We start from the raw sequence: 25,471 nt of genomic DNA, 5'->3' as shown, positions 1-25,471 counted from the left end.
AATTTCGACACCGCTTCCTAAGGGCGATCATGATAAAAACGAAATCAGTCTTTTCGCCGATAGAACCTCGCAAAGATGGATTGCGAATTCTGGCGACGCGATTTCGCGGCCGCGGCATGCCCACGTCGCGCTATGACATCTGGATGCCGAACCTCGGCCCAAGCGAAAAACTATTGAAGGACGTGTTGGCTGGCAGAATCAGTTGGGGCGAGTTCAGCCGTCGTTACCGCAAGGAGCTTTTTGAAGGCGGGACGATTGATCAGAGAAACAAGACCATCAAGAATCACGGACAGAAATTCGCCTTGCGTCTGCTCCAGAACCTGGCCGGGCGCGGCAACGTGACTCTCTTGTGTCATTGTTCCGAAAACGAGCCTCACTGTCACCGTCACCTACTGCGCAAAGTCTTGATAGGAAAGGTTTGAGACTTGGGCCATAATGGCGGGCTGCAGCACGTTGGAGATCATTGTGCTTTAGCGCCTGCAAGCCGGAACTGTCGCCACGCTTTACACCTTGCGGTCGGCGATTGTGGCTCGGGCAATCAAAGGCGAATTGAAATCGCCGGAGCTGGAGCAAGACCCGTGCTTTGCGTTTAACCAGAATGTGACGCTCGGCGCATCGCCGTGATGGCCCGCCAGACGCGCCACCCCATTGCAAGCAGCCGGGCGAAACCGAAGCTCAAGCGGCGTCTTCGCGCCACCCAAAGACCAAGGAATGGCGCAACCGTCATGAGAAGCGGTTGCATCCGTCGTATGAAACTGGTCCCGGTCTCGATCCAGGCAACAATTGGCTTGAGCTGCGCCCAGTCCGCCACCAGTCCTTGTCTCAGGGCGTCACTTTCGGCGAGCAAGCTGGCCTTGCGCGCTTGAAGCTGCGTCAGTTCCCGGTTCGCAAACATGCTCGGTCTTTCTTGAATTCACCCAGCGTGCCGGAAAACGGTGTGGACTGCGCCAGCCGCAGCCGCAGTCCGCGCCACGCCAGAATGGTCGCCAGCAGGTAGAGCAGACTCAAAACGAGCACCGCGGCAACGCGGTCTTCAGGCCAAAACAGAATCACAACGAGCAGCGTCAGCAACGCGAGGGTCATCATTCCCAACGCAATGAGCGCCGACGCCCAGAGGAGGGCTTCGATCAGGCGGCACTTTTCTTCGCGCAGTTCAACGGCGAAAAGTTCCACGCGATTCTGGGCGAGGGCCAGTCCCCCGTCGATCAATCCGCGCAGCGAAGTGAAAATGCCGCCCGTTTTTTCTTGAGGTTCGCTCATGGCGTCATTTGCGCGTGACCAGCACCCCAATCAGCAGGCCGATGCCGAAGGCCACGCCGATGGATTGATAGGGATGCTCGCGGATGACTTTGTCGGTGGCTTTGGCGCCTTCGATCGCTTTTTCTTCGAGGCGACGGCAGGCGACTTTGGCCGATTCAAGCGTCGTCGCGAGCCGTTCGCGCAACGCATGGGCCTTGTCACCCACGGCTCCCGCCGAATCCTGGAGGAACACCTCCGAATCATGCACCACCCGCTTCAGGTCGGTCACCAGTTTTTCAGTACTCACATCATTGGCATTCATAATGAGCCTTTCCTTTTGACTTAACTGTTTCGTTTTTTTGAGTTAGAACTTATTGCGGTTGATGTTTCCGCAATGAACCATTCCAGCCAAACGAGCTTGCTGCTCCTCGAATTTTGGCAATGAATGGTCATTTCTTGCAGCCGCGGTGGAAGCGTTTGGGAACGTCCAGGTGCCAGGCCGGCCTCGGGCGGCGCCTGCCGCAGCTTGAGGCGGCTGGGAATCAATCAGTGTTTTATTTCCATTCCATCAAATCCAAAGTAAGAACAAGTCGTGACGACTGTGAAAACAATGGCCCCCGCCACGAACAACCCACCCGCAGCGTCGTCCGCGATGCGGATCGGAAAATCGTGGACGCAACCGGCGCCGCGAGAGCAAAGCCCTGGCGGATGAAACGAATGGCCAGAACTGTGATTGGCGTCACCGTGCTGCTTATCGGCATTGCGCTGCTGGTGCTGCCGGGGCCGGCGGTGCTTGTCATACCGATCGGTCTCGCCATTCTCGCCGCCGAGTTCGCCTGGGCCGAAAGGCTTTTGCAAAAGTTGCGCGGTTGGCTGCCGTGGAAGAAGGTTTCAAAGCCTGGGACTAAAAAAAACACCGAGGACTCCTCATAACACCGGGAGGTTTCCCGCATGGTGGCGGGCGCTGGAATCTGAGGAAGGACAAATCTTCTTCGCCGACGTGTTCGCGTTGGCAGGTGTTCGCTTTTGGCCTATTCGAATTCCAGACCGAGCTGGCCCAGCAAGGAGGTCAGCTCCTCTCCCGACGCGGGCAGGCATTCGGGAATCGTCGCGCCGTGTTCCTTGATCCATGGACTGGCCTTAATCGTCGGTTTCGGCGCGCCTTTGAGTCCCAGCAGATGCTGCCAATCGGCCCGGTGATCGCGGTTGTAAGTCTGCAACAACTCCGGCGAAACTTTTTCGCGCAGAATCCTCTTCACTTTCGCGGCCAGGTCTGCGCCCTCGCGCAAACCGAGGTTCACACTTTGCATCCCGACCGGCCCCGTTTGATGGGCGGCGTCACCGACCAGCCAGCAGCGTTCCCGGCCGAATTCATTCGCGAGCCGATGCTCGAACTGGATGTCCGTGGCCCAGTCGATTTCCTGGATGTTGCCTTCAAACCACGGAGCGCGCTGCTGCAACAAGCGTTGCAAGTGGTGCCGGCTGTCATTTTCACCCGGCGCCTCGCCGATGCTGAATGCGCGTCGATCCTTGACAGGAAAATTGCCGGGCGCATCCGCCGGGAAAATTTGAAAGCTCCACCGGCATTTGTGATGCGAAAACGGCCACATCACATTGGTCGTGTGGTCGCCCAGAACGATGCTCATCTCATGGTCGAGTTTTCCGTCTAACTCAAATTCATAGACGACAAACAACTCGGGATTGCCCACTTGCTCGTATTCGATGCCCAGACAGGCCCGGACCTGGGAGTTGTGGCCGTCCGCCCCCACGACGAAGTCCGCCCGGGTGTGCAGGGTCTTCTGCACCACTCCGGCCCATTCCGGCACGACGTAGCCGGTGGCGGTTTCGGTTAATTTGTCGATGGTGGCGACGATGGCATTGCCGTTCATTTTCAATCCGGACAAGCGACAGTTCCAATCGACCTCGACGCGTCTGGTCAGCCGGAGTCTTTGTTCGAGCAGACTTTCCAGGGCGCTTTGCGGCAAGACCACGACACAAGGATACTTGACGGGAAGTTCGGCAAGCTTCAACTCCGCGCGCCGAACGCGGTCTTCATAAAAAGCGATCGTGTCGATACGGTGGCCGAGTTCCTCGACCTCCTCCGCCAGTCCCACTTGATCCAGAAGCTCCAGTGTGCGCGGGTGCAGAGCACAGGCATAGCTGTGCGCGGCAGTCCGCGATTCCTGGTCGATGATCTTGACTCGAATCCCGCTTTCGGCCAACCAGAGCGCGGTGAACATTCCCACTGGCCCCGCTCCAACCACCAGAACTTCGGTATCCTCGCGTCGATGCATAAAAGCCTTTCTCAAGAAATCCTCAAGTAAAATGGCCTTGAGCTTCACGGGCGTCTTAACCGTTTTTGGCGAATGCTTGGCTCTTTTTGCCGCCATTTGCTGAATGCTCACGAATTCGTCCCAGCATGATCCGGGACGAAAAGCCAATTTTTTTTCCATGAAGCAAGAGGCCACCGGCAAGCCGGTGGCAAAAAAAGGCCAACCTTCGCCAAATCCCGGAAAGTGCCTTGGGCAATCTGCTGCGATGATATCATCACAAATGAAGCGGATCATCTCCACCAGCGAAATCATCGGCTCATTCACACGCAATGACCGCGAGTTTGAAGTCTGCGCATCCGCCGAAGCCGACTTCGACGAGGCCAGGTCACAGCTGCGGTTGGAGCTCGACAGCTTCATCCGCCCGGTGGACATCCGGTCAAAAGAGAAACATCTGGTTGCCGATTGGCTGCCCAAGAAAGAAAGCCTTCAGGAATCAGTGTCGCAGGCCGAGGCTGTCGAACTCGCCAAGGAAATTTTCCATCGCTGGGTTGGCAAAGTGCGCCAATCCGTTCCGTCACCGATCCACAACAACTAACCAGGACAAATCTATGCTGCCCAAATACACCATCGAATACACGACCCAGTTTAAGAAACACGCGCAGACGAACCACTACTCGAGCGACGACCCGGTGGCGTGCGAGGAGTTCCTTGAAGAGTTGCTGGAACGCGGCTTTCGCATTTGCGCCATCAAGCACGACGGACTCGATCTGCCGAAGCATGACTTCGACAAGCTGATCAAGACCGCGGCCGGCGCGCTGGCCTCGCGACGGATCTGCGCATCACTCGGCATCAAATCGGAGGAAGAGCATTACCGGTTTGGCTTTGCCGCCTGAGGCCGCGGCGGCCAGTCGGCGGTGCAAAGAGGCGGGACCTCTGGCCCGGTGCAAGCGGGGTAGCGGGTAGAGGCTTGTGCTAAGAGCCATCCCGGATTGCGCCCCTTCAGCCAGATGGCATTGGGGAGCCTTTCGGATTTTCACGGCGTTGCCGGTTTCCGTGGGAGGGTCCGACTTCGGAATATTCGCTAAGGAATATCCCTACCCCACCCCCGGATTCGTTCGCATCAAGAAACAGTCGCGTCTCCCATTTTCGTCGCTGAGGCCGCTCCCTATATTGCATCCGCCGATAACAACTCCAAGTGCGCACAGATTTGGAAAGGTAAAAGCAATGAATACAAACGTGAACCTGATTGAATCCCTGACCGACTCGCAAATATTCCAGGACTACGAACGCGCCTACAGTGAGGCGACCGGCCTTCCCATCACTCTCCGATCGGTTGAGACGTGGCAATTGCCGCTGCACGGCAAACGCAAAGAGAACGGTTTTTGCGCCCTGCTGGCTGAGAAAAGCCGCACTTGTGGGGCGTGTATGCAGACACAGGAAAGACTGGCCCAAAGTGCCATGCAGTCGCCCGCGACATTGACTTGTTCCTACGGTTTGTGCGAAACGGCCGTACCGGTGCGGCTGGCCGACAAGACGATTGGCTTCCTGCAAACTGGCCAGGTGCTGCGCCAGAAACCCACGGCGGCGCAATTCCAACGCGTCGCCGCACAACTCAAACAAAATGGCGTCAACGGGGATGGTCACAAACTTAAAGATGCGTACTTGAAAACGCCGGTGGTTTCGCAAAAGAAGCTCGATTCGATCACCCATCTCCTTTCCATCTTCGCCGAACATCTCGCACTGAAAAGCAACCAGATCGTGATGCAGCGGGCCAATGCCGAACCACCGGTCATCACCAAGGCAAAGCAATACATTCAGGAACACTTTATCGAAGAACTCTCCCTCGATCGGCTCGCGGCGGCCGTTCATACCAGCACATTCTACTTCTGCAAACTCTTCAAGAAGGCGACGGGGATCAACTTTACCCAGTACGTCGCCCGGACACGGGCTGAGAAAGCCAAGAATCTGCTGCTCAATCCGAATCTGCGCGTCAGTGAAATTGCCTACGAGGTCGGTTTCCAATCACTGACGCATTTCAACCGCATGTTCAAGCGAATCGTGGGCCAGTCGCCGACACAATATCGTGCGCAACTACCCCAGGTCTGAAGAAACCACTCGTAGAAATGCCTCAAACACTCCCATGCGAGCCCGACACCACCAATCATCGTTACGGAGACGCCCGTTGAAACCGAAATCGATTCCGGTCGTTTTTCATCCTTCGCTGTGTCAGACCGTCGAAATGATACATTCGGAGGGCAATCTCCAAACATGCATTTGCCGTTCTCAAGTCTTGCAGAATGCAAAGTGTCCATTGCTTGCATGAATGCAATAGATTCAAGCCGCACAACTTCGCCGCCAGCTTACGGGCGGCATGTTGCCGGCAAGACGACGTTTTGCGCATCACTGTCCACAAGCAAATAAACCAAGAAAGGGAAGAAAATGAAGAAATTGAAACCGAAGAAGAACTCGCCCACGTTGCTCATCGCCGACGGCCCTGGCCGAAAACCGACGCGCGACGAAATCGCCCTCTGCGCCTATTCCATCTGGGAACGGGAAGGACGCAGCCAGGGCCGCGAGCTCCAGCATTGGTTGCAAGCGGAGGCCGTGCTCCGGCAGTCCCCTCAACAGGTTGCAATTCGAACGTAAGCCTCCTGCCATGCACAAGAAACCCCTGCTGACAACGAATGATGGGTTGCCTGGATTGGCAACGCTGCCGGTTTCGGCCTGCCCAGCCGAGGGTTGATCTTGAACAAATCTCGGGCCGCGGGCTTTTCAGTGCCTGCTATGGAAACGGTAAGTGGCTCTAAGTATGAGAAAGGTCGTTTCACTGCGCGAGGTCGTCGTGTCCGTCCGGAACGCCGGCGGTGGATGGGAGTTGTGTGCGACGGCAGACGCGAAATACGATACGGCCAGCTCCACCGTTGTGGTTGAACTGGACTCCTTGGTGCAACCGACGGACCTACCGCCTGGTGTGGACGGGTTTCGCCAGCCCTGGCTTCCGGCGAAGGAAGTTGTGCGGCGGCGCGTGCCGTTGCCCGAGGCCCGCGTCGCCGCGCGGAATGTTTTTCAGCATTGGACCATGAAGGTACGGCGCGCCATTCCTGCTCCATCACAGCACTCGGCCGACTGAGCGGGACGCAACACAGCCGGTATTGATAAAGATGAAACGCTTCGACATCATCCGGCTGGTATGGCTTTGAAAAGAACAGTTTCGCGAAAGACCACCGCCGGGAGGGTGAAGGGAGCAGCCGCGCCTGAACTTAAGCCCACCACCGCCACCACTGAACGCGAGCGGTTGTTGCACGACCGCCAGGTGCGTCAAATCGAATCGGAGATGCGCAACCACGAGTTGCGCGAGGCGCGGCAGGTGCTCGAAGTCTCGCGTGACCGCTACGCCGACCTCTACGATTTTGCACCCGTCGGCTTCGTGACCTTCGACGATCAAGGTGTCATCCGCGAAATCAACCTCACCGCCGCCGGGATGCTCGGTGAGGAACGGACGCGCTTCGTGGGCGTGCCATTTCACCGGCACGTTGCGCGCGAGGACCAGGCACTGTTCCGCGAGCATCTCGCCAAGCTCTCGAGCGCGGAGGAGCGCGTCGTGACCGAGTTGCATCTGACCCGCAAAGACGGCAGCGCGCTCCCCGTGGTGATGCAGAGCGTGCTCTCTTACGATGACGAGCAGAAGGGATATGTCTGCCGCACGGCCATTACCGACATCACCGCACGCAAGCGGGTCGAGCAGGCGCTGCGTGACAGCGAAGCCCGGCTGCGGGCAGTCCTCGACACGGCGGTCGATGGCATCATCACCATCGACGAGCGCGACACCATCGAGTCATTCAACCAGGCGGCGGAAAAACTGTTTGGCTATCGCGCCAACGAGGTGATTGGACAGAGCCTCAGCCTGCTGATGCCATCACCCCATCGTGAACAACGTGACCGTTATCTGGTGCATTACCGCGAGACGGGCGAACGCAAAGTCATCGGCGTCGGGCGCGAAGTAGCGGGCCGCCGCAAGGACGGCAGCGTCTTCCCGCTCGAGCTGTCGGTGAGCGAAGTGCGGTTGGGCGGACGGCGCATTTTCACGGGCATCGTACGCGACATTACGCAACGCAAAAAGGTGGAAGCGGCGCTGAGCGAAAGCGAGCGGCGGTTTCGGCACCTGGTGGAATCGACGAGGATCATTGCCTGGGAGGCGGATTTCGCCACGTGGCGCATTTCTTATGTCAGCGCCTGGGCAGTGGAAGTTCTTGGCTACCCGTTGACGGACTGGTTCAAAGACGGGTTCTGGGTGGATCACATCCATCCCGAAGACCGGGAGGCTGCGATGAAAACTTGCGCGGAAAGAGCCAGCCAGGCCGACGACTTTGAACTGGAATATCGGATGGTGGCCGCCGACGGCCAAACCGTCTGGTTTCACGACATCGTGCACGTCGTGAAGGGCGCAACCGGGCCGGTCAGCATCAAGGGTTTTCTGATTGACATCAGCAAGCGCAAGCAGGCGGAACTCGCTCTGCGGGAGAGCGAGGAACGACTGCGGCTCGCGCTCCAAGCGAGCGCGATGGGGACGTTCGAAATCAACTTCGCGAACGATGAGGAGCACTGGAACACCGTCGAGTTCGAGCTGCTTGGGCTTAAACCTGGCGAGGCGCCAGCGAGCGCGGAAACCTTCTTCCGCTTCGTCCATCCCAACGACATCGCGCGGGTCCGCGCCGAATGGAAGGAGGCACTGCGGACCGGGGAATTTGACTCGGAGTTTCGCATCGTGCGCGCCGACGGACGAGAGCGATGGCTGGCGGGGAAAGGCCGGTTTGCCTTCGAAGACGTGCCCGGAGAAAACGTTTTGGAGGCCAAAGGACGGGCATCGCGGTTTCTGGGTGTGAATTTCGACATCACGGAACGCAAACGCGCTGAACAACGTCGGCACTTGCTATACGAGACGGCGCGGTTGCTCGCCGCCTCCAACTCGGTGGCTGAAACGGTTCCGAAGTTGATACAAATTCTCGCGGAAACTTTTGAATGGGACGTTGGGGAGTTTTGGGAGGCGGTGGCTGCGCCGAAAAAACTGCGCATGGTGCATGTCTGGCATGCGCCCGGAAGAAAGCTGGAAGCCTTCGTGAAGCACAGCCTGAAGCTTTCCATCCCGATGTTCGGCTCTCTACCTGGGCATGTGCTGTCCACGCGCGAGCCGGAATGGATTCCGGAGATCGCACGGCGCTCGCACTTTCTGCGCAAGCGGGAGGCGGCCCGGGCTGGGCTGCGCTCAGCCTTGGCCTTCCCCATCCAACTTGACCAACATATCTTGGGCGTGATGGCGTTCCTGACCCATCGCGTAACCGATCCAGATGAAGATCTGTTGCAGATGTTCGTCACTCTCGGCAGGCAGATCGGACAGTTCATGGAGCGCAAGAAAGCCGAGGAGGCGCTGCGCGAAGCGAATGAGTTCGGCAAACAGGTCATCGACGGGGCGGAGACCGGCATCGTCGTTTACGATCGGGAGGGAAGGTTTGTGGTCTGGAATCCGTTCATGGAACGGCTCAGCGGCTGCCGCGCGGAGGAGGTGCGGGGACGGCGCACGTTGGAGTTGTTTCCGTTTCTGCGCCAGCAGCATTTCGAAGAAATGTTTGCGCGGGCGCTGGCCGGCGAGGTCTTTGAATCCCCAGCCGCGCCGTTCGACGTGCCGGAAAAAGGGAAGCAGGGCTGGAAGGTGGAGCGTTTCGCTCCATTGCGGGATGCGCGGGAACAAATTGTCGGCGTGATCGTCACCGTCCGCGACATCACGGAGCGGCGCCGACTGGAGTCCGAATTGCTCGAAGCCAGCGACCGGGAGCAACAGCGCATCGGCCACGATTTGCACGACGGTCTGGGTCAGCAACTGACGGGGCTGGAGATGAAGTGCTTTCTGCTGCAGGAAGATTTGGCAGCGAACGATTTGACGGCCAACCGGGAACGGCTTCTGGAGCAGGCGCGGCAGATGAGCCAGGCGCTGCGGGAATGCATCACGGTCACGCGTTCGCTGGCCCGCGGCCTGTCGCCAGTGAACCTGAAGACAGAAGGGCTGATGGGCGCGCTCAAGCAATTGGCTCACACCACCCATGTCCCCGGCAGGGTGGAGTGCCGCTTTGACTGCCGCACCCCGGTGTTGCTCGACAGTTCTCAGACTGCGGCGCACCTCTTCCGCATCGCCCAGGAAGCCGTCAACAACGCGCTCAAGCACGCCCGGACGCGGCGCATCGACATTAACCTCGCGCATGACCACGACGGGTTGCGCCTGCAAATCAAGGACGACGGCCGGGGCCTGCCCAAGCGGAGGAGATCGAAGTCAGGAATGGGGCTGGAGGTCATGCGCCATCGTGCCCACGTCATCGGCGCTGCCTTGGAGATTGAATCGAAGCCCGGCCAAGGCGTGAGCGTCACTTGCACACTTCCTTTGAACCATCATGAGCACTAAGCAACACACGAGGGGCCGAACCAAACCCACGCCGAGAGTCGCCGGGCTAAAAACCGCCGACACGAACACGCCAGCCAAACGGCGCGTGCTGTTGGTGGACGACCATCCAATAACGCGGGAGGGCTTGGGCATCATCATCAGTCGGCAGGCCGACCTGGAGGTCTGCTGCGAGGCCTGCAATCCCGCCGAGGCGATGTCCGTATTGTCGAGATCGAAACCGGACTTGATGGTGACGGACATGACGATGCCCGGCCGCAGCGGATTTGAATTCCTCAAAGACGTTCACGCCATGATGCCCGAGCTGCCGATGCTCGTGCTGTCGATGCACGACGAGGTGCTCTACGCGGAACGGGCGTTGCGCGCGGGCGCGCGAGGCTACCTGATGAAGGACGCCGGGGCGGCCAAGGTATTGGAGGTTATCCGCCTCGTGTTGAGCGGGGAGGCGTACGTCAGCCCGCAGATCTCCGCGCGACTGCTGGACGCCATGTCCGGACGCCGCCCGCGTGGCTCCGCTTCCCCCATCGAGAAGCTCAGCGACCGCGAGTTTGAGATCTTCCAACTTGTTGGCCAGGGTAAGAGCACGCGCGAAATCGCGAAACAACTGAACCTCAGTCCGAAGACAGTTGATGCGCATCGCGGTCACCTCAAAGAGAAACTGGAATTGAAGGACGCAACCTCGCTCGTTCGCCATGCTGTCCGCTGGGTGGAAACGCAGGATGCAGCCCCCAGCCAGCTCGTCAAAAAGTAGCAGCCGACGCAACCAGTCTCTGGACGAAGTTTTGTTCGCGGAGCGATCTAAACAGATTGTCCCAGCAGTAACAAATCACCCAGGCCGGTACGGAATTTCCTTATGGAAAAACCGGTTGAACTCCAATTTCAGTGCCCATGCGTTCTGTTACCCTCCGCTCATGAAAAACGAGCTTCCCTTGAATTTAGCGCCCACATTGGATGACAGCAAAGTTGACGCGACCTTGAACGTTGTCATCGCCTACGACGATATTCCCGCCGGGCAACGCGCCATGCGCACACTTGCAAACCTGACGCGTGGTATTGGCGATGAGATCGAGTTTCGTCCCCAGCTCTGGCGGTTCGAGTTTCTGGAAGACCCGGACTGGCGCGCCGTGGCGGCAGCCGAAACAATCAACGCGGACATTCTCATCATCTCGACCAGCAGCGAGACCGAACTGCCTGTCGTAGTCGAGAGTTGGGTGCGGTCGTGCCTGGCCCAGAAACGGGATGACACCATTGCGGTAGTCGCTCTTCTCGGTTCGGCGGACAAAACGGACAAATCCGATTCGCAACGGTATCAGTTCATGCAGCGAGCCGCGCGAGATGGAGGCTTCGATTTCTTTGCACCGTCGGCACGCCATGAAGATTCATCCGATTCGACCATCGAAAGTATTCGTCAGCGCGCTGAAACGGTCACCCCGATCCTCGACGACATCCTTCAGGTGCCGACCCACTCGCTGAACTGGCGCGCGAATCCATGAATCCGATGGCAACAACAATGCGACATCCAACGTCCAAATGCACCCCGAAACCATGACCACGCTGCTTGAACCTTCTCCTGACAAAGCCAGCGACGCACCCACTCGCCGACGAACAAATCCGTCGAACCGCATTCTCCTGGTCGAGGACGACATTTCCATCCTCCAGTTGACAGCTCACGTCCTTGTCCGGTCCGACTATCAAGTGGAAGTCGCTGAAGACGGCGAAGCCGCTTGGGAACTGCTGCAGACCCGTAGCTACGACCTTGTGATAACCGACAACCACATGCCGAGGTTGTCAGGGTTGGAACTGGTCGCAAAGCTCCGCTCCGCGCACATGACAGTCCCCGTCATCCTGGCATCGGGACTGTTGGATGCCGAGGAACTCAGCAAGCATCAATGGCTCCAGCTTGCCGCCACGCTGTCGAAACCCTTTGCCACCGACGAATTGTTGGACGCTGTGAAAGAAGCATTGCGCGCGGCCGCCAAGCACCGAAGCGATGGCAGAATCGGCCCTCCGGTGCCGGCCGAAACCTTCAGTGGCAGCAGGCAGATACGTTGCTGGGGCATCAACGAATGAACCAACCCTCACGAATTGAAAACATGGCCAGTATGCTTCCGCTCTACAGCTTGACTTTTCATGATGATGTTGAAAAGCGCGCCCGGCGGCTTGTTGAGTTAAAGGGCCGGGCGAGCGTGCACAAACTTGATCGGTGTCCGGAGACAGAAGCTGAACTGCTTGAGCGTTTGCGACTCAAACACGGTCGGCCGCCATTGGTGAGAAGCTAGTTACTCTTGTCAACGCTCGCTAGGTTTGCCATCGATCCGCAATCGTCACGACCCGCCGCTCTACGCGTTACGGGCCAAAACTTCATTGCTTCGGTGATTGGAAAAAGTTGGTTTCCCGTCAATGGGGGGACGCCCGCTGTCAACGCTATGGATTCAACGGTGTCGGCTGCGCGAGTTCCGTCCGGCAATTGCTTTCCCGTTGCACCGCAACTTGGAGATTACTTGCGTGGAAGCGTCGCGAGCAAAGTCTGCCGGCGCCGCACCATTTTGATCTGACGTTCGCCGCGGTCTTCACGGATGTCGCGCGATTGCGCGAAATTGGGATCGCGCTTCCGCAATCTTCGGGCGGATTCATTGCGGTTCGGTCCCAGTCTGTGTGAAACTTTTTTTGGTGGGTTGGGCATAACCTCAAGAAGTTCGGAATTACAGATTTAGAGCCTAAGGGCGAGTCAGTCTATCAGCCATGATAGTCTCCCGCCCGGATCGATTAACACGGCATACAGCGCCGGAAGCCAGGATAGAATCAAGCCAACAAAAGTTTCAACGGTACGCAACCGGCGAATGAATGGAAGCGAGCCGAGCGTCACCAGCGTCCAGGCAATGAGCAGGAGCAGCAGCAGAAACCACGAATAAAAGGCAGCCGCCCAATGGGCGCCGTGCTTCAGCCCGGCATGGTCTTCAATCAAAATCGGCCAATACCCCAACCGCAACCAAACCCGAATGCAGTAGGCGTATGCCAAACCCAGCCACAGCATCCACAGCACGGGCAGAACATAAAGCCAGAACCGCAACCAGAATTTCTTGGGTTGCGCTGTATTTACTCCCATAGCAGTTGCGATCCAGTCCAAACGCTTGCCTGCTGAAGCGTGGGCGGGGGTTGTTGCCGCTTTTACCTCAGGCCCTTTTCCCCGCGCCCCTCGCTTCAAACAGACTTTGCATCCTACGCCACTTTGACTTCAACCGCCTTCGGCTTTGCCTTTTCGCTCTTGGCCAGGTGAACCCTGAGCACGCCATCTTTGAAGTCGGCATTGACCTTTGAACCATCGGCTCCATCAGGCAGCGTGAAGCTCCGCATGAACGTCCCGTAGGACCGCTCGATGCGATGATACTTCTTGTCTTTTTCCTCTTTCTCGAACTTGCGCTCGCCGGTGATGGTGAGAACACCGTTTTCGACGGTGACCTTCACGTCTTCCTTCTTCACCTCGGGCAAGTCGGCTTTCACGAGCCATTCCTTTTCATCCTCGATGATGTCCACGGACGGCGACCATTCCGTGACCGTCATCAATTCCTTTCCACCGTCTCCGGTGCGCGCCGGTGCCAAGCCGAACACTCTGGCAAACCGGTTCTGCAATTCTTCCATTTCCTTGAATGGATCGTAACGAATTAATGCATTCATCAGCTATTCCATTTCTGGTGGAATCGGGTTGTTTTGGCGCGGGGCCACTTCCACCGCTTCCGGCACCCGCGCCCGGATTGAGCGAATGCGAACCGTACAACCTGCTGCTCAACCCTCTTACAACATCCCGAATTCACGCGATCTGCGCTCTCCCGTTCTTGGCGAAGATTGGGCGTTTCTTGAAGCTGGACGCTGCGCCACGGCGTAGTACACATAAACACGCGGGAACACGGAAGGACATTGGCGCGAATTGCGCGAGTTGTCGCGAATCGATTTTGAATTCGCGTTAATTAAGGAGAGCATATCGTGGAGCCGGTGGGCGTCGGCGTTTTAACTGCAACAACGGCAGAAGGATTGCCCGTACCAAACTGCGGTTCGGGCGCGGGCGTTCAAATAGCAGGGGGTGATCTGGCGCTGCTGGCAGGACCGCAAACCATATAACGAGCAGACCTCGGAGGCGGCGTTGCGCAAGGCGGACAGCCGGCTCGTGGAGGTGTTCGATCGGGTGGAACCGGGCGAGAGCCCGTGGAATAATCCCGCGAAAAAGAACTCAAAAACCGCTGGCGGATTACCTCAGCAGTCGTCCGAGCGGGACGCCCGCCGACACGACGCGCTCCGGTCGTTTCAATCCATTGGTGGTCAGATGGGTAAACCATCAGATCTTGGGACTTCAGTTACTACTTTTCAGGTACTACTTCTAAGCTCCCTCCTGTACAGCCAATTGAGCAGGAACAAAACACCGATCAGCAGCGGAGGGCCGCCAATAAACACATACGAGTCCCAATGGAACCTGCCCCAAGACGTCACAATATAAAATATCCCGATTACAATAAAGAGAATGCCCCCAACCCATTCCCAGCGCCAGGAGACGGCCAAAACGATAAGAAGGATACAGGTTGGAATGAGATGTATCAGTAAAGCGAGCATTGTCTTCCAGAATCCATAGTGCTCACCGAATACATCGGCGGCGAAGATGCTCAGGAAACCAGCAAACAGAATACACAGAATCCTGGGTGTCCAGAACAACAATTGCCTGATTGGTCTTTTCATGGCCATAGTCTCCATCTTTCGCTTTTGGCAAAGCCTGGCTGTTTTTTCACCGCGCATGCTAGACACGCCAGTTGGCGACGCTGACCGTGGGCGGACAGGACAACGCCAGGCGACGTGAGATTTCCCGCAGGTAACGCCGCGCCCGACGCGCTTCAGCCAGAACAGCCTCTGGCTCCTTATCGCCGGACAGTTCGAGAATAAAGCCCCCGTGAAATTCAATTTGGGACAATTCGGTGAGCAGCCGATTCCAATCAATGTTCCCCTCGCCCGGCGGTTTGTGGTCGTCATAGCTGCCACCGTTATCGTTGGCGTGAATCATTTGCAAGTGGCCGGACAATTTGTGCATCACGTTGTAAAGATCGCCGGAGAGGAAAGCATGACCGGTGTCGAGACACGTGCCGATGTTGATGGCGCTCATCGCGCCCAGAATCCAAAGAATGTCGCTCGTGCCGCCGAACAAAAGATGCGGCAGTTTGTTTTCCAATACGCAACCGATGCCAAGTTCCAAACAGCGCTGCGCGACTCGGTTCAATGTGCCGGCTGCATTTTGCATCCGCTGGAGACGCTCTACACAAGGCAGGTCCGGCGTTTGTTCGTGTTCCGGCCCGGGATGAATCACGAAGTAGCGGACTTGCAGAATCGCGGCGGCCTCGGCGGCCTTGAGAATTTCATGCAACGCGGCGTTGCGTTGGTCATTATTCAGCGATGTGATGTCGATGTGATCAGCAAACGGCGCGTGGAACGAGTACGCCTCCAGCCCCAGTTCATCGACCCGCTTGGCGGCGCGGCGGACGGCGTCGAAGTCGTGATAATCAAGATGGGCCGGGAAGGAACAGATTTCGATCATGCTGAACCCGCTGTGCCGGATGGGTTCCAGGCAGTCAAAGATGCTCTTCTGGTAAAAACAGCCGGTTGAAAGGCCGACAGGCCAGTCGTTCATATTTTCTCCGATTCAGTAGTGAGGTTTTGTAGTGCTCCAGATTAAAGGGACAGTCGGCGACAAAACACAACTTTTCTTCCTTGGCGGACTGACAGTTGAAATCGACCAGATCGTCGCGTCCGGTAACGAACAAGCCGGCGAAGACCCGCGTGTAGAAATCCGCCCGGGTGGCTGGATCGTAGCCGGCCCACACTTCACCCCAGCCGTAGTCGCGCTCGAACCGGGCACGAATCAACCCGGCGATGTGACGGGGATGCCAGCCGAGTGATAGCATCACGTGCACGACACGTTTGAGGTGGGCGGGGCGAAGCAACAGGTCATTCGGCTGCTCCAGCACATGGCGCACGCAAGCCGGCAACGGATCGAGTGGCATGCAGTCATAAGTTTGCGACCACTTTTCTGGCGGTTCATGTTCCTGGGAATAAAACCAGTCGTGAAATGTTCTCAGCGCTGATCTTTCGTAGGAACGAATCAGCCTTTCGGTGGACCCACTGTGATCGGGAATGCTTACCGTGGCGCGCCGGGCGAGGTCGGTGACCTGCTTGATGTCATGCATGACCCGGATGCCTTGCTTGGTATCCATCTCGTGCAACGGAATCAAAAACACCGGCGGCAGTTGCTTCACGATTTCTTCCCCCAGGACATTCCGTTGTTGCAATGGTTTAAGATAGAGGCTGAACGGCACGCGAATGACCCGCGTGCTCAACGGATCGCCATATTCAGAGATGTCGATGGAAATCATCTCGCGGCCGTGTTCATTGGGGCCGACCTCGACGGCGGTCAGTTCGACTGGAACATCGCTCAAGGGCGCGGCTTCTTCCTTGATGCGATGCGCCAGATGCTCCATGACCAGACCCGCTCCGGCAAAAGCTGCGCCCAGTTCAGGAGGAACCGGCTCGCCGTGCGGCCGATGGGAACGCGCGTTGAGTTTCTCCAAACTGGGTGGCACATGGCCCAGGCTGGCGAGCCGGCTGAAGGCATCGGAATCCTGTCGGATGCGCCAGACGAAATGATGCCCACGGCCGCTGAGCAGGTGGAGCGGCGTGAGGTTGTAATCCAGAAGGACGGCTTCGATTACTGATTCCAGCGGCTTCTGCAAATCGAAAATCCGGTCCGTTTCCAGATAGGCTTCAATGGGAAAATCGAAATTCACGTACTCGATATCGAGATCCAAGAGGAGCGACTTGCGGTCCCAGAGCGAACGGCTGATGTCCAGTTCTTCCTCCCAGAACGCGGGCAAATCCGTTTCCGGACGCGGCTGGCGATAGTGCGGGTTGTCGGTGTCGCCGGCGGTCAGATATCGGCACGTGATGTTCTCCAGCGAATCGCCGCCGAGAAATTCAAGCATCCGACTTCGCATGTGCGGATATTTGTAGTAATTTTTCACATTGCTCACATCATCCTGACATGAGGTCATGCCGCCCCGAGAAGTTGGCCTGGCCTGGGCTTTGTCCGCGAACTTGTCGAAGTCGCCGTGGTTGGCAGACAATTCAGTTTATCCAGTCAGCACCGCATCAACTTCCCGGCGCGGTGTCGGTTTCAGATCCTTCCCGAATCCAAATCGCAAGACTGCTTGCGGAAAGTCCCGCGTTGGAACCAGTTGGTGGAGTTTCATCCGCAGGTACGGCACTTCAATCGGTTGGTTGAGAAACGAGGCCCACACATCTTCAACGCGTGCGCGCAATAAAACTCCCGCCAATGCCTGGCCCGCCGCGAGCCATTCGCGTGGGCTGTCGCCCACGGTGCCGAGCACGGCGAGCGCCGGCGAACCGGTGGCCACTTCGTGGTCCTTGGCCGCCTGCCCATCGCCCATGTCGAACGTGCGTACCACCAGCGGTCCGGCATAGGACATCAAGTCGTCGATGCCCTGCGCGTATCCCGGAATGCCGTCGCGCGCCGCGCTGCGATTCGAATGCACCCACTTCGCCAGCTCCCGGCGAAACGCCTGGTTGCCCCATTGCCAACGATCGCCTTCCGCGACGAGGTCGGCGACGGCATGTTTCAACTCCTCCTCGCGCACGAAACGCAGCGTGGCGGATTCCTTCTCCGCTGTTCTTTGCAGGGCGGCGAGCAAAGCTTCCGGCAAGGGGTCGTCGCTGAAGGGCTGACGGTTGGTCCGGCGTTTTGGAATCGCGTAGAAGACCATGCTTTCCTCCGCCGACACTTCCTCCTTTGTGCCCATTGAAACCCGCGCCAGCAAATCGTGATCTGCCGGCTTGGGAAAAATCTCGACCTCGCCCAAATAGCCGTAATGCTGAATTGCGGTCCGCAAATGGTAGAGTGCGCAGCCGCAACTCATGATGAGTTCGCGGTCGTCCGGGTCCACCACTGGGCAGGCGCGCTGTCGGTCCGCATAAATCTCGACCTGGTCATTGAGGATGCGAAAGCGCCACGGTTGTGAATTGTGGCTCGACGGCGCGAGCACCGCGTAACCAAGGAAAAATTTCCATTTCTCCAACATGGTGCCGTAGGTCGGAAAGTCCTCGGCTGAAATGTTCCAGGGACTCGTTGCTTTGTTCGGCGTCAATTTCATAGTGCGTTTCCCGGCAAGAATCCGGTGGCGGTCGCGTTGCTCGAACGACCCGGTCTGTTTCCAAATCAACCATAACCGCCAGTCTGCCAGCCTCGCTCTCCCGGTCTTGCCAAAGGCTCGCCTTTTTTTGCGCGGGCACCGCTTCCAGTCAGTTGTCCGGGATGCCTGCCTGCTCCTGCAAACCGCGCCGCCTTTGACCGACGCCCTTGGCCAGTTCGAGAACCACCAGTGGCACCGCAGAAACAATCAAGAGCAACCCACAATGCGTCAACGGCATCGCGGTTATCTTGAAGAACCAGCTCAGCTTTTCGCTTTGTAGAATGAAGAACTGGAGAACCAGCGAAATGCCGACCACCAACGGGAGATGGACATTGGCCAACCAATCGAGCCGCCAGACGGGTCTGATTTCATTACGAGAGCCGAACGCCCGCAGCAATTCGGCGAACATCAGCGTCCCGAAGGCATAGGTTCGCGCCACCGACTCAGATGCAGTGCTCAATCCGTAAAGATAGGCCGCCAACGAAACACTGGCCGTCAGTAAACCCGTAACCGTCGTGGTCCTCCAGAATCTCCGGTCGGCGATTTTTTCCGTGCGCGGGCGCGGACGGCGCGTCATCTCGTCGGGATCAATGGCATCGGCTGCAAGGCTTAATGCCGGAAGGCCGTCGGTGACTAGATTGATCCAGAGCAACTGGACTGGCAGCAACGGGGTGGGCCAGCCAGCCAGAACACATACCGTCATCAGCGACAGTTCGCCGGTATTTCCGGCCAGCAGGTATTGCAGAGTCTTGCGGATGTTGGCGTAAATTCCGCGGCCTTCCTCGACCGCGGCGACAATGGACGCGAAATTGTCGTCCGTGATGACCATGTCGGCTGCCTGCTTGGTAACTTCGGTGCCGGACTTGCCCATCGCGATTCCGATATCCGCACCTTTGAGCGCAGGCGCATCGTTGACGCCATCGCCGGTCATGGCGACGACGTCGCCGTTCGCTTTCAGCGCGCGGACGATGCGCAGTTTGTGTTTCGGCGCGACGCGGGCATACACCGCCACTTCCGGTGCGCGTTGCTGCAACACCTCATCTGACAACTGGTCCAGTTCTGCGCCCGTGAGTTCCTTGTCCTCGGTGCCGGCGATGCCCAACTCGCGCGCGACGGTGAGTGCGGTGCGCGGATGGTCGCCGGTAATCATCACCACCCGGATACCCGCCTCCCGGCAGCGCGCCACCGCTGCTTTGGCTTCGGGACGCGGCGGGTCATACATTCCCGCCAGGCCGACGAACACCAGATCCCGCTCCACCGCTTCGGCGGTCAACCCGGCGGGCACTGTATTGTCCAGATCGCGGTACGCCGAGCCAAGGACCCGCAGGGCCTGCTTTGCCAGTGCGCTGTTCTGCGCTGCGATTTGTTCGCGATCCGCTTCAGTCATCGACCGAATGCCCCGCTCGGTGTAAATCTTTGTGCACCGCTCGAGCAGCACGTCGGGCGCACCGTTGATGAAAGCCCGCAACCGCCCGTCCGGCATCAAACGAATGACTGTGCGTCGTTTCCGGTCGGAGTCGAACGGGATTTCGTGATGCTTCGGCAATTCTCGCTCGATTCTTTCCTTGCTGCCGCCCGCCTTGTGGCCGACTGAAAGCAACGCGCCCTCCGTTGGATCGCCGATGACTTTCCATTTTCCTTCTTCAAGCACGACGTGCGCGTTGTTGCAGCCCATGAGAACGTTGGCCATCTCCAGCAACGGTGCCACGTGCCGGGTGTCGGAAGGTTTTCCCTCAAAGCGCACCTCGCCATGCGGACCGTAACCTTCGCCTGTGACTTCAAAACTTTGCCCGGCGATGTAGAGCGACCGCACCGTCATCTCGCCGACGGTCAACGTGCCCGTCTTGTCCGCGCAAATCACACTCGTTTCGCCCAACGCCTCGACCACCGAGAGCTTTCGCACCAGGGCCTTGCGCCGGGACATTCGCAACACACCGACCGCAAGTGCGAGGGTGACAGCAGCCGGAAGTCCCTCTGGAACGGCGGCCACGGCCAGGCTCACGGAGGTCATGAACAGCTCAAACGCCTTCATGCCGCGTATCAAACCCAGGATGAAGACCAGTGCCACGATGCCCAACGAACCCCACACCAGTACGCGCCCGAAACTCAGGAGTCTTTGCTGCAAGGGCGTCTCCTCTTCCATACCGGCCTCCTCGACCAGGCTCGCGATTTGCCCGAGTTCCGTGTTCATGCCGGTGGCAACGGTCACCGCCCGGCCCATCCCGCTCGAAACGGTCGTCCCCATGAAAACCATGTTCTCGCGCTCACCGAGCGGAAGATGCTTGTTGGGGAGTGTCACGGCATGTTTGGTCACCGGCTCCGATTCGCCGGTCAGCGCCGACTCGATGCAGTTCAAAACCTGCGCCTCCAGCAAACGCCCATCTGCGGGCACCAAGTCGCCCGCCTCCAATTCAACGACGTCACCTGGCACCAAATGGGACGCCGGGATCGACTGCACCCGGCCCGCGCGCCGCACTCTGGCGCGCGGCGCCGTCATTTTACTTAAAGCGGCAATCGACTTCTCCGCGTTGAACTCCTGATAAAACCCGATGACCGCGTTAAGGAGGACAATCGCCAGAATGGCCAGGCAATCAATCAAGTCTCCCAGGACGCCGGAGATGACGCCCGCCACGATGAGGATCACAACGAGAATACTCTTGAACTGATTGAGGAAGATGATCCAAGGCTGGATCGGCCTGGCTTCCTTCAACTCGTTGGCGCCAACAATCCGGAATCGTTGCTCTGCCTCGACCGAATCCAGCCCTTCAACCGAGACCGTGAGCAGACGTAGCACATTATCCAAGGATTGTGCGTGCCACTGAACCAACTGTGTCTCGGTGTCGCGAGCCGCCAGACTTGCTACAGTTTCGGCCATACCAACGACGCGTAACAAAACCAGCGCGAAGTTGCTTGCTGTTTCTTGGCTAACCGGCGTCCTTTTTTGCACCTCAGCCGGGACGCCGGTGCTGATGGTTTCCGTTTCGCACCGATGGTCACTCCTTGCATGGGAATCCAGTTGCCCTCGCGCCTTGGTAATCGCCTCAATCCGCCACTAAACAACTCAGCATTGCTGACGCGGTGATCCTCGAGTAGAACCTCCCCATCCCAAGGAGCACCCGTAGATTTACGGGCTGCCGTTTCCGGCTACTCGACCTGCACCGTCACGATGCTGAGGATTTTTGTTTCGCGGCGATGCAACAGGCGGCCCAGCGGTTCGAGTGCCTGCCAGTACACAAACGCCATCAATGCGGCGAGTGCGACGGAGCAAATAAGATTGACGGGCACCGCCGCCGGCCAGCCGGCCATCTGCCACAACAATTCCAACAACGGCGGCGCGAACACCGGCGCCATGGCGAGAGGGAAAAGCAAATGGCACAGGACCATCACCAACATCGCCAGACCGGGCATTTTCGTCGGCTTCATCGAGCCGGATTGGATGCGGTAGGGAACGAGAATGGAAAGCAGATTGCCCACGAGGCCGGCGAGCAGCAGCAGCGTCGCAAGTTGGAATAAGGCCGCCACGAGCGCGAGCGGCGACAGGCGCAACCAGAAGGAAATAATTGCCAGCAGTACCGTGCCGAAGGTTGCGCCGACGATCAGGCTGGCGAGATTCTTGCCGAGCAGAATGAGCCGCCGCTCCACGGGAGAAAGGATCAACGCGCGGAAGCCGTCGCGGTCGAAACCGAACTGGTTGGCGAGAAATTGAACGAGCATGAAGATCGAAAACGCCATCGAACCGCCGACCATGAACGGCTTCGCAACGTCGGGTATCTTCGACGCCGAACGGAGAAAGAGCGATGAGCCAAGGATCACCGTCACGATGAAGGAACTTGCCCAGGCCATTTTCACCTCGGGCGCGCGGAGCAGGGAACGAAACGTGGCGAGCGCGAGCGCCGCGGCCTGCTCCGGCACAATGGGCAGGCGTAGTTCGAGAAACCGGACGCCAGTTTTGGCAGGGGTGGCAACAGCGGGTGAGACCGGAGCGCTTTCGCTTCGCGCCATAGCTTTGCCACCGGTTTCGCCATGATAAAACCGCACCGTGCTGCGATACGCGCGGCGCAATCCGAGCGCACCGATGGTGAAACAGCCGAGTGTGCCCAGTACCGCCGGCAGGGTGCGCCCTTCGGCGAGCGCCCTGGCGCCGGCGGGCAACCACAGTGGCGGGATAAATCTCTGCGCGGTGAACAACTGTTCACGCAGCTTTCGCTTTGCGACGCTTTGTTCCTCGCGCTGGCGTTGTGCTTCCTCGGGTGTGTCGGCACTTCGCGGCGAAGGCCTGGTGTTGCGCTGGATGACGTTGAAATAGAGATTGGGTCCCTGGCCGAGCAGCACGAATGCGAGGGTGATGCCCATGATGATCGTCCGGCGTCGGCGCGGGTTGGTCATCAACGCCGCCAGCCAGCCGCGCAGGCAATACGTCCACGCGGTAATCATGAATACCATGGTCAACGCGAGCGGCAGCAACAACATCATCGCCGGCCCGCGCACCATCACGAGACCGATAGCCAACCCGATCATTCCCGGCACCATCAGGATGATGCTCAAGGCTAGGTGCGACGTGACGTAGTTCACGACGAACATCTGGCCGAGCGCGACCGGCAGGTGCATGAGGCGCTGGAGATCAATGGTCTCCGAACGTTGAATTTCCGTAAGCAGACCGATCATCCAAAAAAACAAAAATGCGCTGGTGACAATGAGCCAAACGATCATTACCTCAAATGGCGAGGCTTGGCGCAGGCCGTAGATCGCTCCCAGCAAGCCGCCGGTAAAACTCAGAGCGCCCAGCACGAACGCGCCCACGCCGACGAGCACAGCGAGGACCGCGCCGAGTCCACCGCTGCGCGACCATTGATTGCGTGTGAGCCGCCAGCGCAGCCAGAGAATCGTTTTGAGTTGTTCCCAGTTCACTCAGGCTTCCAGCCAGCTTAATTTTTGCGCCTCGCCTTTGCCGTCGCCCACGACCTCGAGGAATCGGTCTTCAAGCGAACCGTCCCGGTGTAATTCCTCCATGCTGCCTTGGTGAACCAATTTCCCCTGCGCAATGATGCCGACGTCCGTGCAGAGCTTCTCCACGATCTCCAGTATGTGCGACGTGAGAAAAACCGTGGCGCCGCGGCCAACGCATTGTTTAAGCGTGTCACGCAACACCCGCGACGCAACGGCATCCACGCCTTCGAATGGTTCATCCAGAAAGAGGAGATCGGGGTTGGGGATCAAGGCCGCGGCCAGGGAAAGCTTCTTCTTCATGCCGTGAGAGAATTCGAGCGTGAGCTTTTTCACTTCCTTGGCGAGGTCCATCATCACGAGCAATTCGTCGCAACGCTCGCGCACGGTTTCGCGAGGCAGCAGATACATGCGGCCGATGAAGGTGAGGTATTCGCGCGCGGTCAGGTTGTCGAACAACGCGAGGTTCTCCGGCACCACGCCGATGCGCCGTTTCACTTCGAGTGCCCGGCGCGGGTCGCTCACATCTTCGCCGAGGATGCGCATGGTCCCGGCGCTGGGCGCGAGCAAACCCGTGAGCATCTTGATGGTGGTGGATTTGCCGGCGCCATTGGGACCAAGAAAACCGTAGAAGCGCCCGGACTCGACCCGGAGATTGAGCTGGTTGACGGCGCGGAACTGGCCGAAGTCACGGGTCAGATTGGAAGTCTCGATGGCGACGTTCATGTGGTATTCAATGCCCGGCAGGCTACTTGTCATTGCCTGCCGGAGCAAATGCGAAACTTCCACCCGTCTTGAGCGCCGTCTCGGCTCCTCGCATAGCAATCCCTCTCAACCCCCCGCCAAACAACTCAGCATTGCTGACAAGGCGGCCCTCGTGTAGAACCGCTTCATGCCGAGCCGGGAAAAACTCTCCGAATTTGTCGGGTGGTCGCAGAACCACATCACGGGCGACGAAAAGGGCCAGGCGCAAATTTTCCTCGACCGACTCTTCCAAGCCTTTGGCCAATCCGGGTGTCTGGACGTGGGCGGCACTGCCGAATTCCGCATCCGCAAAGCCGATGAAGATGGTGGCGGCACCGCCTTCGCCGATTACGTCTGGAAACCCGTCGTGCTCATCGAAATGAAAAAGCGCGGCACGGACTTGCAGAAGCATTACCGCCAGGCTTTCGATTACTGGACGCGCCTCGTGCCCAATCGCCCGCGCTACGTCGTGCTCTGCAACTTCGACGAGTTCCGCATTTACGATTTCGACACCGACCTCGACACGCCCAAAGACACCGTCGCGCTGAAAGATTTGCCGGAGCGCTGGGGGCCGCTGGCGTTTCTCGCGCCCGGTTCACCGAAGCCGAGCTTCGACAACGACCGTGAAATTGTCACCCGGCAGGCCGCCGATTGTCTCGCCGACTGTTTCCGCAAACTTGTCAAGCGCGGCGTGCCGCAACCGATGGCGCAGCGTTTTACCCTGCAAATGCTCGTGGCCCTCTTCGCCGAAGACATTGATTTGCTGCCCAAGTATTTTGTCACGCAAGTTCTGGAAGATTGCAGCACGCCCGCGAGCACCTACGACCTCATTGGCGACTTGTTCGAGGCCATGAACACCAACCCGCCCCAGGCCGGTGGCCGTTTCAAAGGCGTGAGTTATTTCAACGGCGGACTCTTTGCCCAGCCCGCGCGTTTGGAAATCCAGGACAGCGAACTGGTCTTGCTCCGCAAAGCAGCGGGCTTTAACTGGTCAAAAGTTCAGCCCGAAGTCTTTGGCACGCTCTTTCAGCATTCGATGGACGCGGGGGAACGCCACGCCTTCGGCGCTCAGTTCACCCACCCGATTGACATCATGAAGATCATCGGCCCGACCATCGTCGAGCCGTGGCGCGAACAGATCGAAGGCGCCCGGACCCTCAAGCGTCTGCGCGAACTCCTCCAACGGATGCACCAGTTCCGCGTGCTCGACCCCGCGTGCGGCTGCGGCAACTTCCTTTACCTCGCCTACCGCGAACTCAAACGGCTCGAAGCCCGCATCTACGAGCGCATGGCGGAGTTTGCCAGCCAGGCCGAACCCGGCCAGATGCGCCTGAGCTTCCTAAGCGCGCAAAACTTCTACGGCCTGGACATCCTGCCCTTCGCCGTCGAAATCGCCAAAGTCACCATGATGGTTGCGCGCAAGCTGGCGATTGACGAACTGCACATCACCGAACCGGCTTTGCCTTTCGGCAATCTCGACAAAAACTTTCTCGCTGCCGACGCCCTGCTCACGCCCGAAGGCTTGCCAGCGGATGGTGCGAGTAAACTTCTCGAAACCCAGTCCTTTTCAGAATAAACTTTTGTCG

The 25,471-nt window shown here is 58.5% G+C and carries 24 protein-coding genes; 12 read left to right on the top strand and 12 right to left on the bottom strand.

What is annotated here, in order from left to right; all coding sequences use genetic code 11:
- Positions 1–29 precede the first annotated feature (29 nt).
- Positions 30–422 (top strand): DUF488 family protein, encoded by a 393-nt coding sequence (locus tag HY298_06725; protein MBI3849971.1) that lies wholly within the window; start codon positions 30–32, stop codon positions 420–422.
- Between the two features lie 451 nt (positions 423–873).
- On the opposite strand, the gene HY298_06720 is transcribed toward HY298_06725, so the two are convergent.
- Both HY298_06720 and HY298_06715 read right to left on the bottom strand, forming a co-directional pair.
- On the bottom strand, positions 874–1,260 hold the full coding sequence (locus tag HY298_06720) for a phage holin family protein (GenBank protein ID MBI3849970.1): 387 nt from the start codon (positions 1,258–1,260) through the stop codon (positions 874–876).
- A gap of 4 nt (positions 1,261–1,264) precedes the next feature.
- A complete protein-coding gene (locus HY298_06715; protein ID MBI3849969.1) occupies positions 1,265–1,561 on the bottom strand; it encodes a DUF883 domain-containing protein in 297 nt (98 codons plus the stop codon).
- 119 nt (positions 1,562–1,680) lie between these two features.
- Here HY298_06715 and HY298_06710 point away from each other — a divergent pair, with 119 nt between their 5' ends.
- Complete coding sequence (locus tag HY298_06710) at positions 1,681–2,172, top strand: PGPGW domain-containing protein (GenBank protein MBI3849968.1); 492 nt, start codon at positions 1,681–1,683, stop codon at positions 2,170–2,172.
- 98 nt (positions 2,173–2,270) lie between these two features.
- On the opposite strand, the gene HY298_06705 is transcribed toward HY298_06710, so the two are convergent.
- Complete coding sequence (locus HY298_06705) at positions 2,271–3,533, bottom strand: FAD-dependent monooxygenase (protein ID MBI3849967.1); 1,263 nt, start codon at positions 3,531–3,533, stop codon at positions 2,271–2,273.
- 244 nt (positions 3,534–3,777) lie between these two features.
- On the opposite strand from HY298_06705, the gene HY298_06700 reads away from it, so the two are divergent.
- From HY298_06700 to HY298_06660, 9 genes are all read left to right on the top strand, one after another.
- Positions 3,778–4,107 (top strand): hypothetical protein, encoded by a 330-nt coding sequence (locus HY298_06700; GenBank protein MBI3849966.1) that lies wholly within the window; start codon positions 3,778–3,780, stop codon positions 4,105–4,107.
- 13 nt (positions 4,108–4,120) lie between these two features.
- Positions 4,121–4,405: a hypothetical protein gene (locus HY298_06695; protein ID MBI3849965.1), complete on the top strand. Its 285-nt coding sequence runs from the start codon at positions 4,121–4,123 to the stop codon at positions 4,403–4,405.
- 331 nt (positions 4,406–4,736) lie between these two features.
- Entirely contained in the window at positions 4,737–5,618 is an 882-nt protein-coding gene (locus HY298_06690; protein ID MBI3849964.1) for a PocR ligand-binding domain-containing protein, read from the top strand.
- A 333-nt stretch (positions 5,619–5,951) separates the two neighbouring features.
- A complete protein-coding gene (locus HY298_06685) occupies positions 5,952–6,158 on the top strand; it encodes a DUF2934 domain-containing protein (GenBank protein ID MBI3849963.1) in 207 nt (68 codons plus the stop codon).
- Positions 6,159–6,321: 163 nt separating this feature from the next.
- Positions 6,322–6,642: a hypothetical protein gene (locus tag HY298_06680; GenBank protein ID MBI3849962.1), complete on the top strand. Its 321-nt coding sequence runs from the start codon at positions 6,322–6,324 to the stop codon at positions 6,640–6,642.
- A 60-nt stretch (positions 6,643–6,702) separates the two neighbouring features.
- The gene (locus HY298_06675) at positions 6,703–9,963 is read left to right on the top strand and encodes a PAS domain S-box protein (GenBank protein ID MBI3849961.1); all 3,261 of its coding nucleotides are present in this window, start codon (positions 6,703–6,705) and stop codon (positions 9,961–9,963) included.
- Positions 9,953–10,711: a response regulator transcription factor gene (locus HY298_06670; protein MBI3849960.1), complete on the top strand. Its 759-nt coding sequence runs from the start codon at positions 9,953–9,955 to the stop codon at positions 10,709–10,711. Before HY298_06675 ends, HY298_06670 begins: the two co-directional genes overlap by 11 nt.
- 160 nt (positions 10,712–10,871) lie before the next feature.
- Positions 10,872–11,453 (top strand): hypothetical protein, encoded by a 582-nt coding sequence (locus tag HY298_06665; protein ID MBI3849959.1) that lies wholly within the window; start codon positions 10,872–10,874, stop codon positions 11,451–11,453.
- A gap of 37 nt (positions 11,454–11,490) precedes the next feature.
- Positions 11,491–12,030 (top strand): response regulator, encoded by a 540-nt coding sequence (locus HY298_06660; GenBank protein MBI3849958.1) that lies wholly within the window; start codon positions 11,491–11,493, stop codon positions 12,028–12,030.
- A 658-nt stretch (positions 12,031–12,688) separates the two neighbouring features.
- Here HY298_06660 and HY298_06655 read toward each other — a convergent pair.
- From HY298_06655 to HY298_06615, 9 genes are all read right to left on the bottom strand, one after another.
- Positions 12,689–13,066 (bottom strand): hypothetical protein, encoded by a 378-nt coding sequence (locus tag HY298_06655; GenBank protein MBI3849957.1) that lies wholly within the window; start codon positions 13,064–13,066, stop codon positions 12,689–12,691.
- A 113-nt stretch (positions 13,067–13,179) separates the two neighbouring features.
- Entirely contained in the window at positions 13,180–13,635 is a 456-nt protein-coding gene (locus HY298_06650) for an Hsp20/alpha crystallin family protein (GenBank protein MBI3849956.1), read from the bottom strand.
- Positions 13,636–14,319: 684 nt separating this feature from the next.
- Complete coding sequence (locus HY298_06645) at positions 14,320–14,685, bottom strand: hypothetical protein (GenBank protein MBI3849955.1); 366 nt, start codon at positions 14,683–14,685, stop codon at positions 14,320–14,322.
- A gap of 58 nt (positions 14,686–14,743) precedes the next feature.
- The gene (locus tag HY298_06640; protein ID MBI3849954.1) at positions 14,744–15,625 is read right to left on the bottom strand and encodes a sugar phosphate isomerase/epimerase; all 882 of its coding nucleotides are present in this window, start codon (positions 15,623–15,625) and stop codon (positions 14,744–14,746) included.
- Entirely contained in the window at positions 15,567–17,114 is a 1,548-nt protein-coding gene (locus HY298_06635; GenBank protein ID MBI3849953.1) for a hypothetical protein, read from the bottom strand. The genes HY298_06640 and HY298_06635 overlap by 59 nt, the downstream gene beginning before the upstream one ends.
- Positions 17,115–17,120: 6 nt before the next feature.
- The gene (locus HY298_06630; GenBank protein MBI3849952.1) at positions 17,121–18,158 is read right to left on the bottom strand and encodes a nitroreductase; all 1,038 of its coding nucleotides are present in this window, start codon (positions 18,156–18,158) and stop codon (positions 17,121–17,123) included.
- A 148-nt stretch (positions 18,159–18,306) separates the two neighbouring features.
- On the bottom strand, positions 18,307–21,072 hold the full coding sequence (locus HY298_06625) for a cation-translocating P-type ATPase (GenBank protein ID MBI3849951.1): 2,766 nt from the start codon (positions 21,070–21,072) through the stop codon (positions 18,307–18,309).
- 269 nt (positions 21,073–21,341) lie between these two features.
- On the bottom strand, positions 21,342–23,105 hold the full coding sequence (locus tag HY298_06620; GenBank protein MBI3849950.1) for a hypothetical protein: 1,764 nt from the start codon (positions 23,103–23,105) through the stop codon (positions 21,342–21,344).
- Positions 23,106–23,867, bottom strand: a complete 762-nt coding sequence (locus HY298_06615; GenBank protein MBI3849949.1) for an ABC transporter ATP-binding protein — start codon at positions 23,865–23,867, stop codon at positions 23,106–23,108. It lies immediately after the preceding gene.
- 166 nt (positions 23,868–24,033) lie between these two features.
- On the opposite strand from HY298_06615, the gene HY298_06610 reads away from it, so the two are divergent.
- Entirely contained in the window at positions 24,034–25,461 is a 1,428-nt protein-coding gene (locus HY298_06610; GenBank protein ID MBI3849948.1) for a class I SAM-dependent DNA methyltransferase, read from the top strand.
- The last annotated feature ends 10 nt before the right edge of the window (positions 25,462–25,471 follow it).

The organism is Verrucomicrobiota bacterium, from assembly GCA_016200005.1.
Lineage (GTDB): Bacteria > Verrucomicrobiota > Verrucomicrobiia > Limisphaerales > PALSA-1396 > PALSA-1396.
The sequence above is the reverse complement of the archived record's forward strand: the minus strand, read 5'-3'. Positions and strand labels throughout refer to the sequence as shown.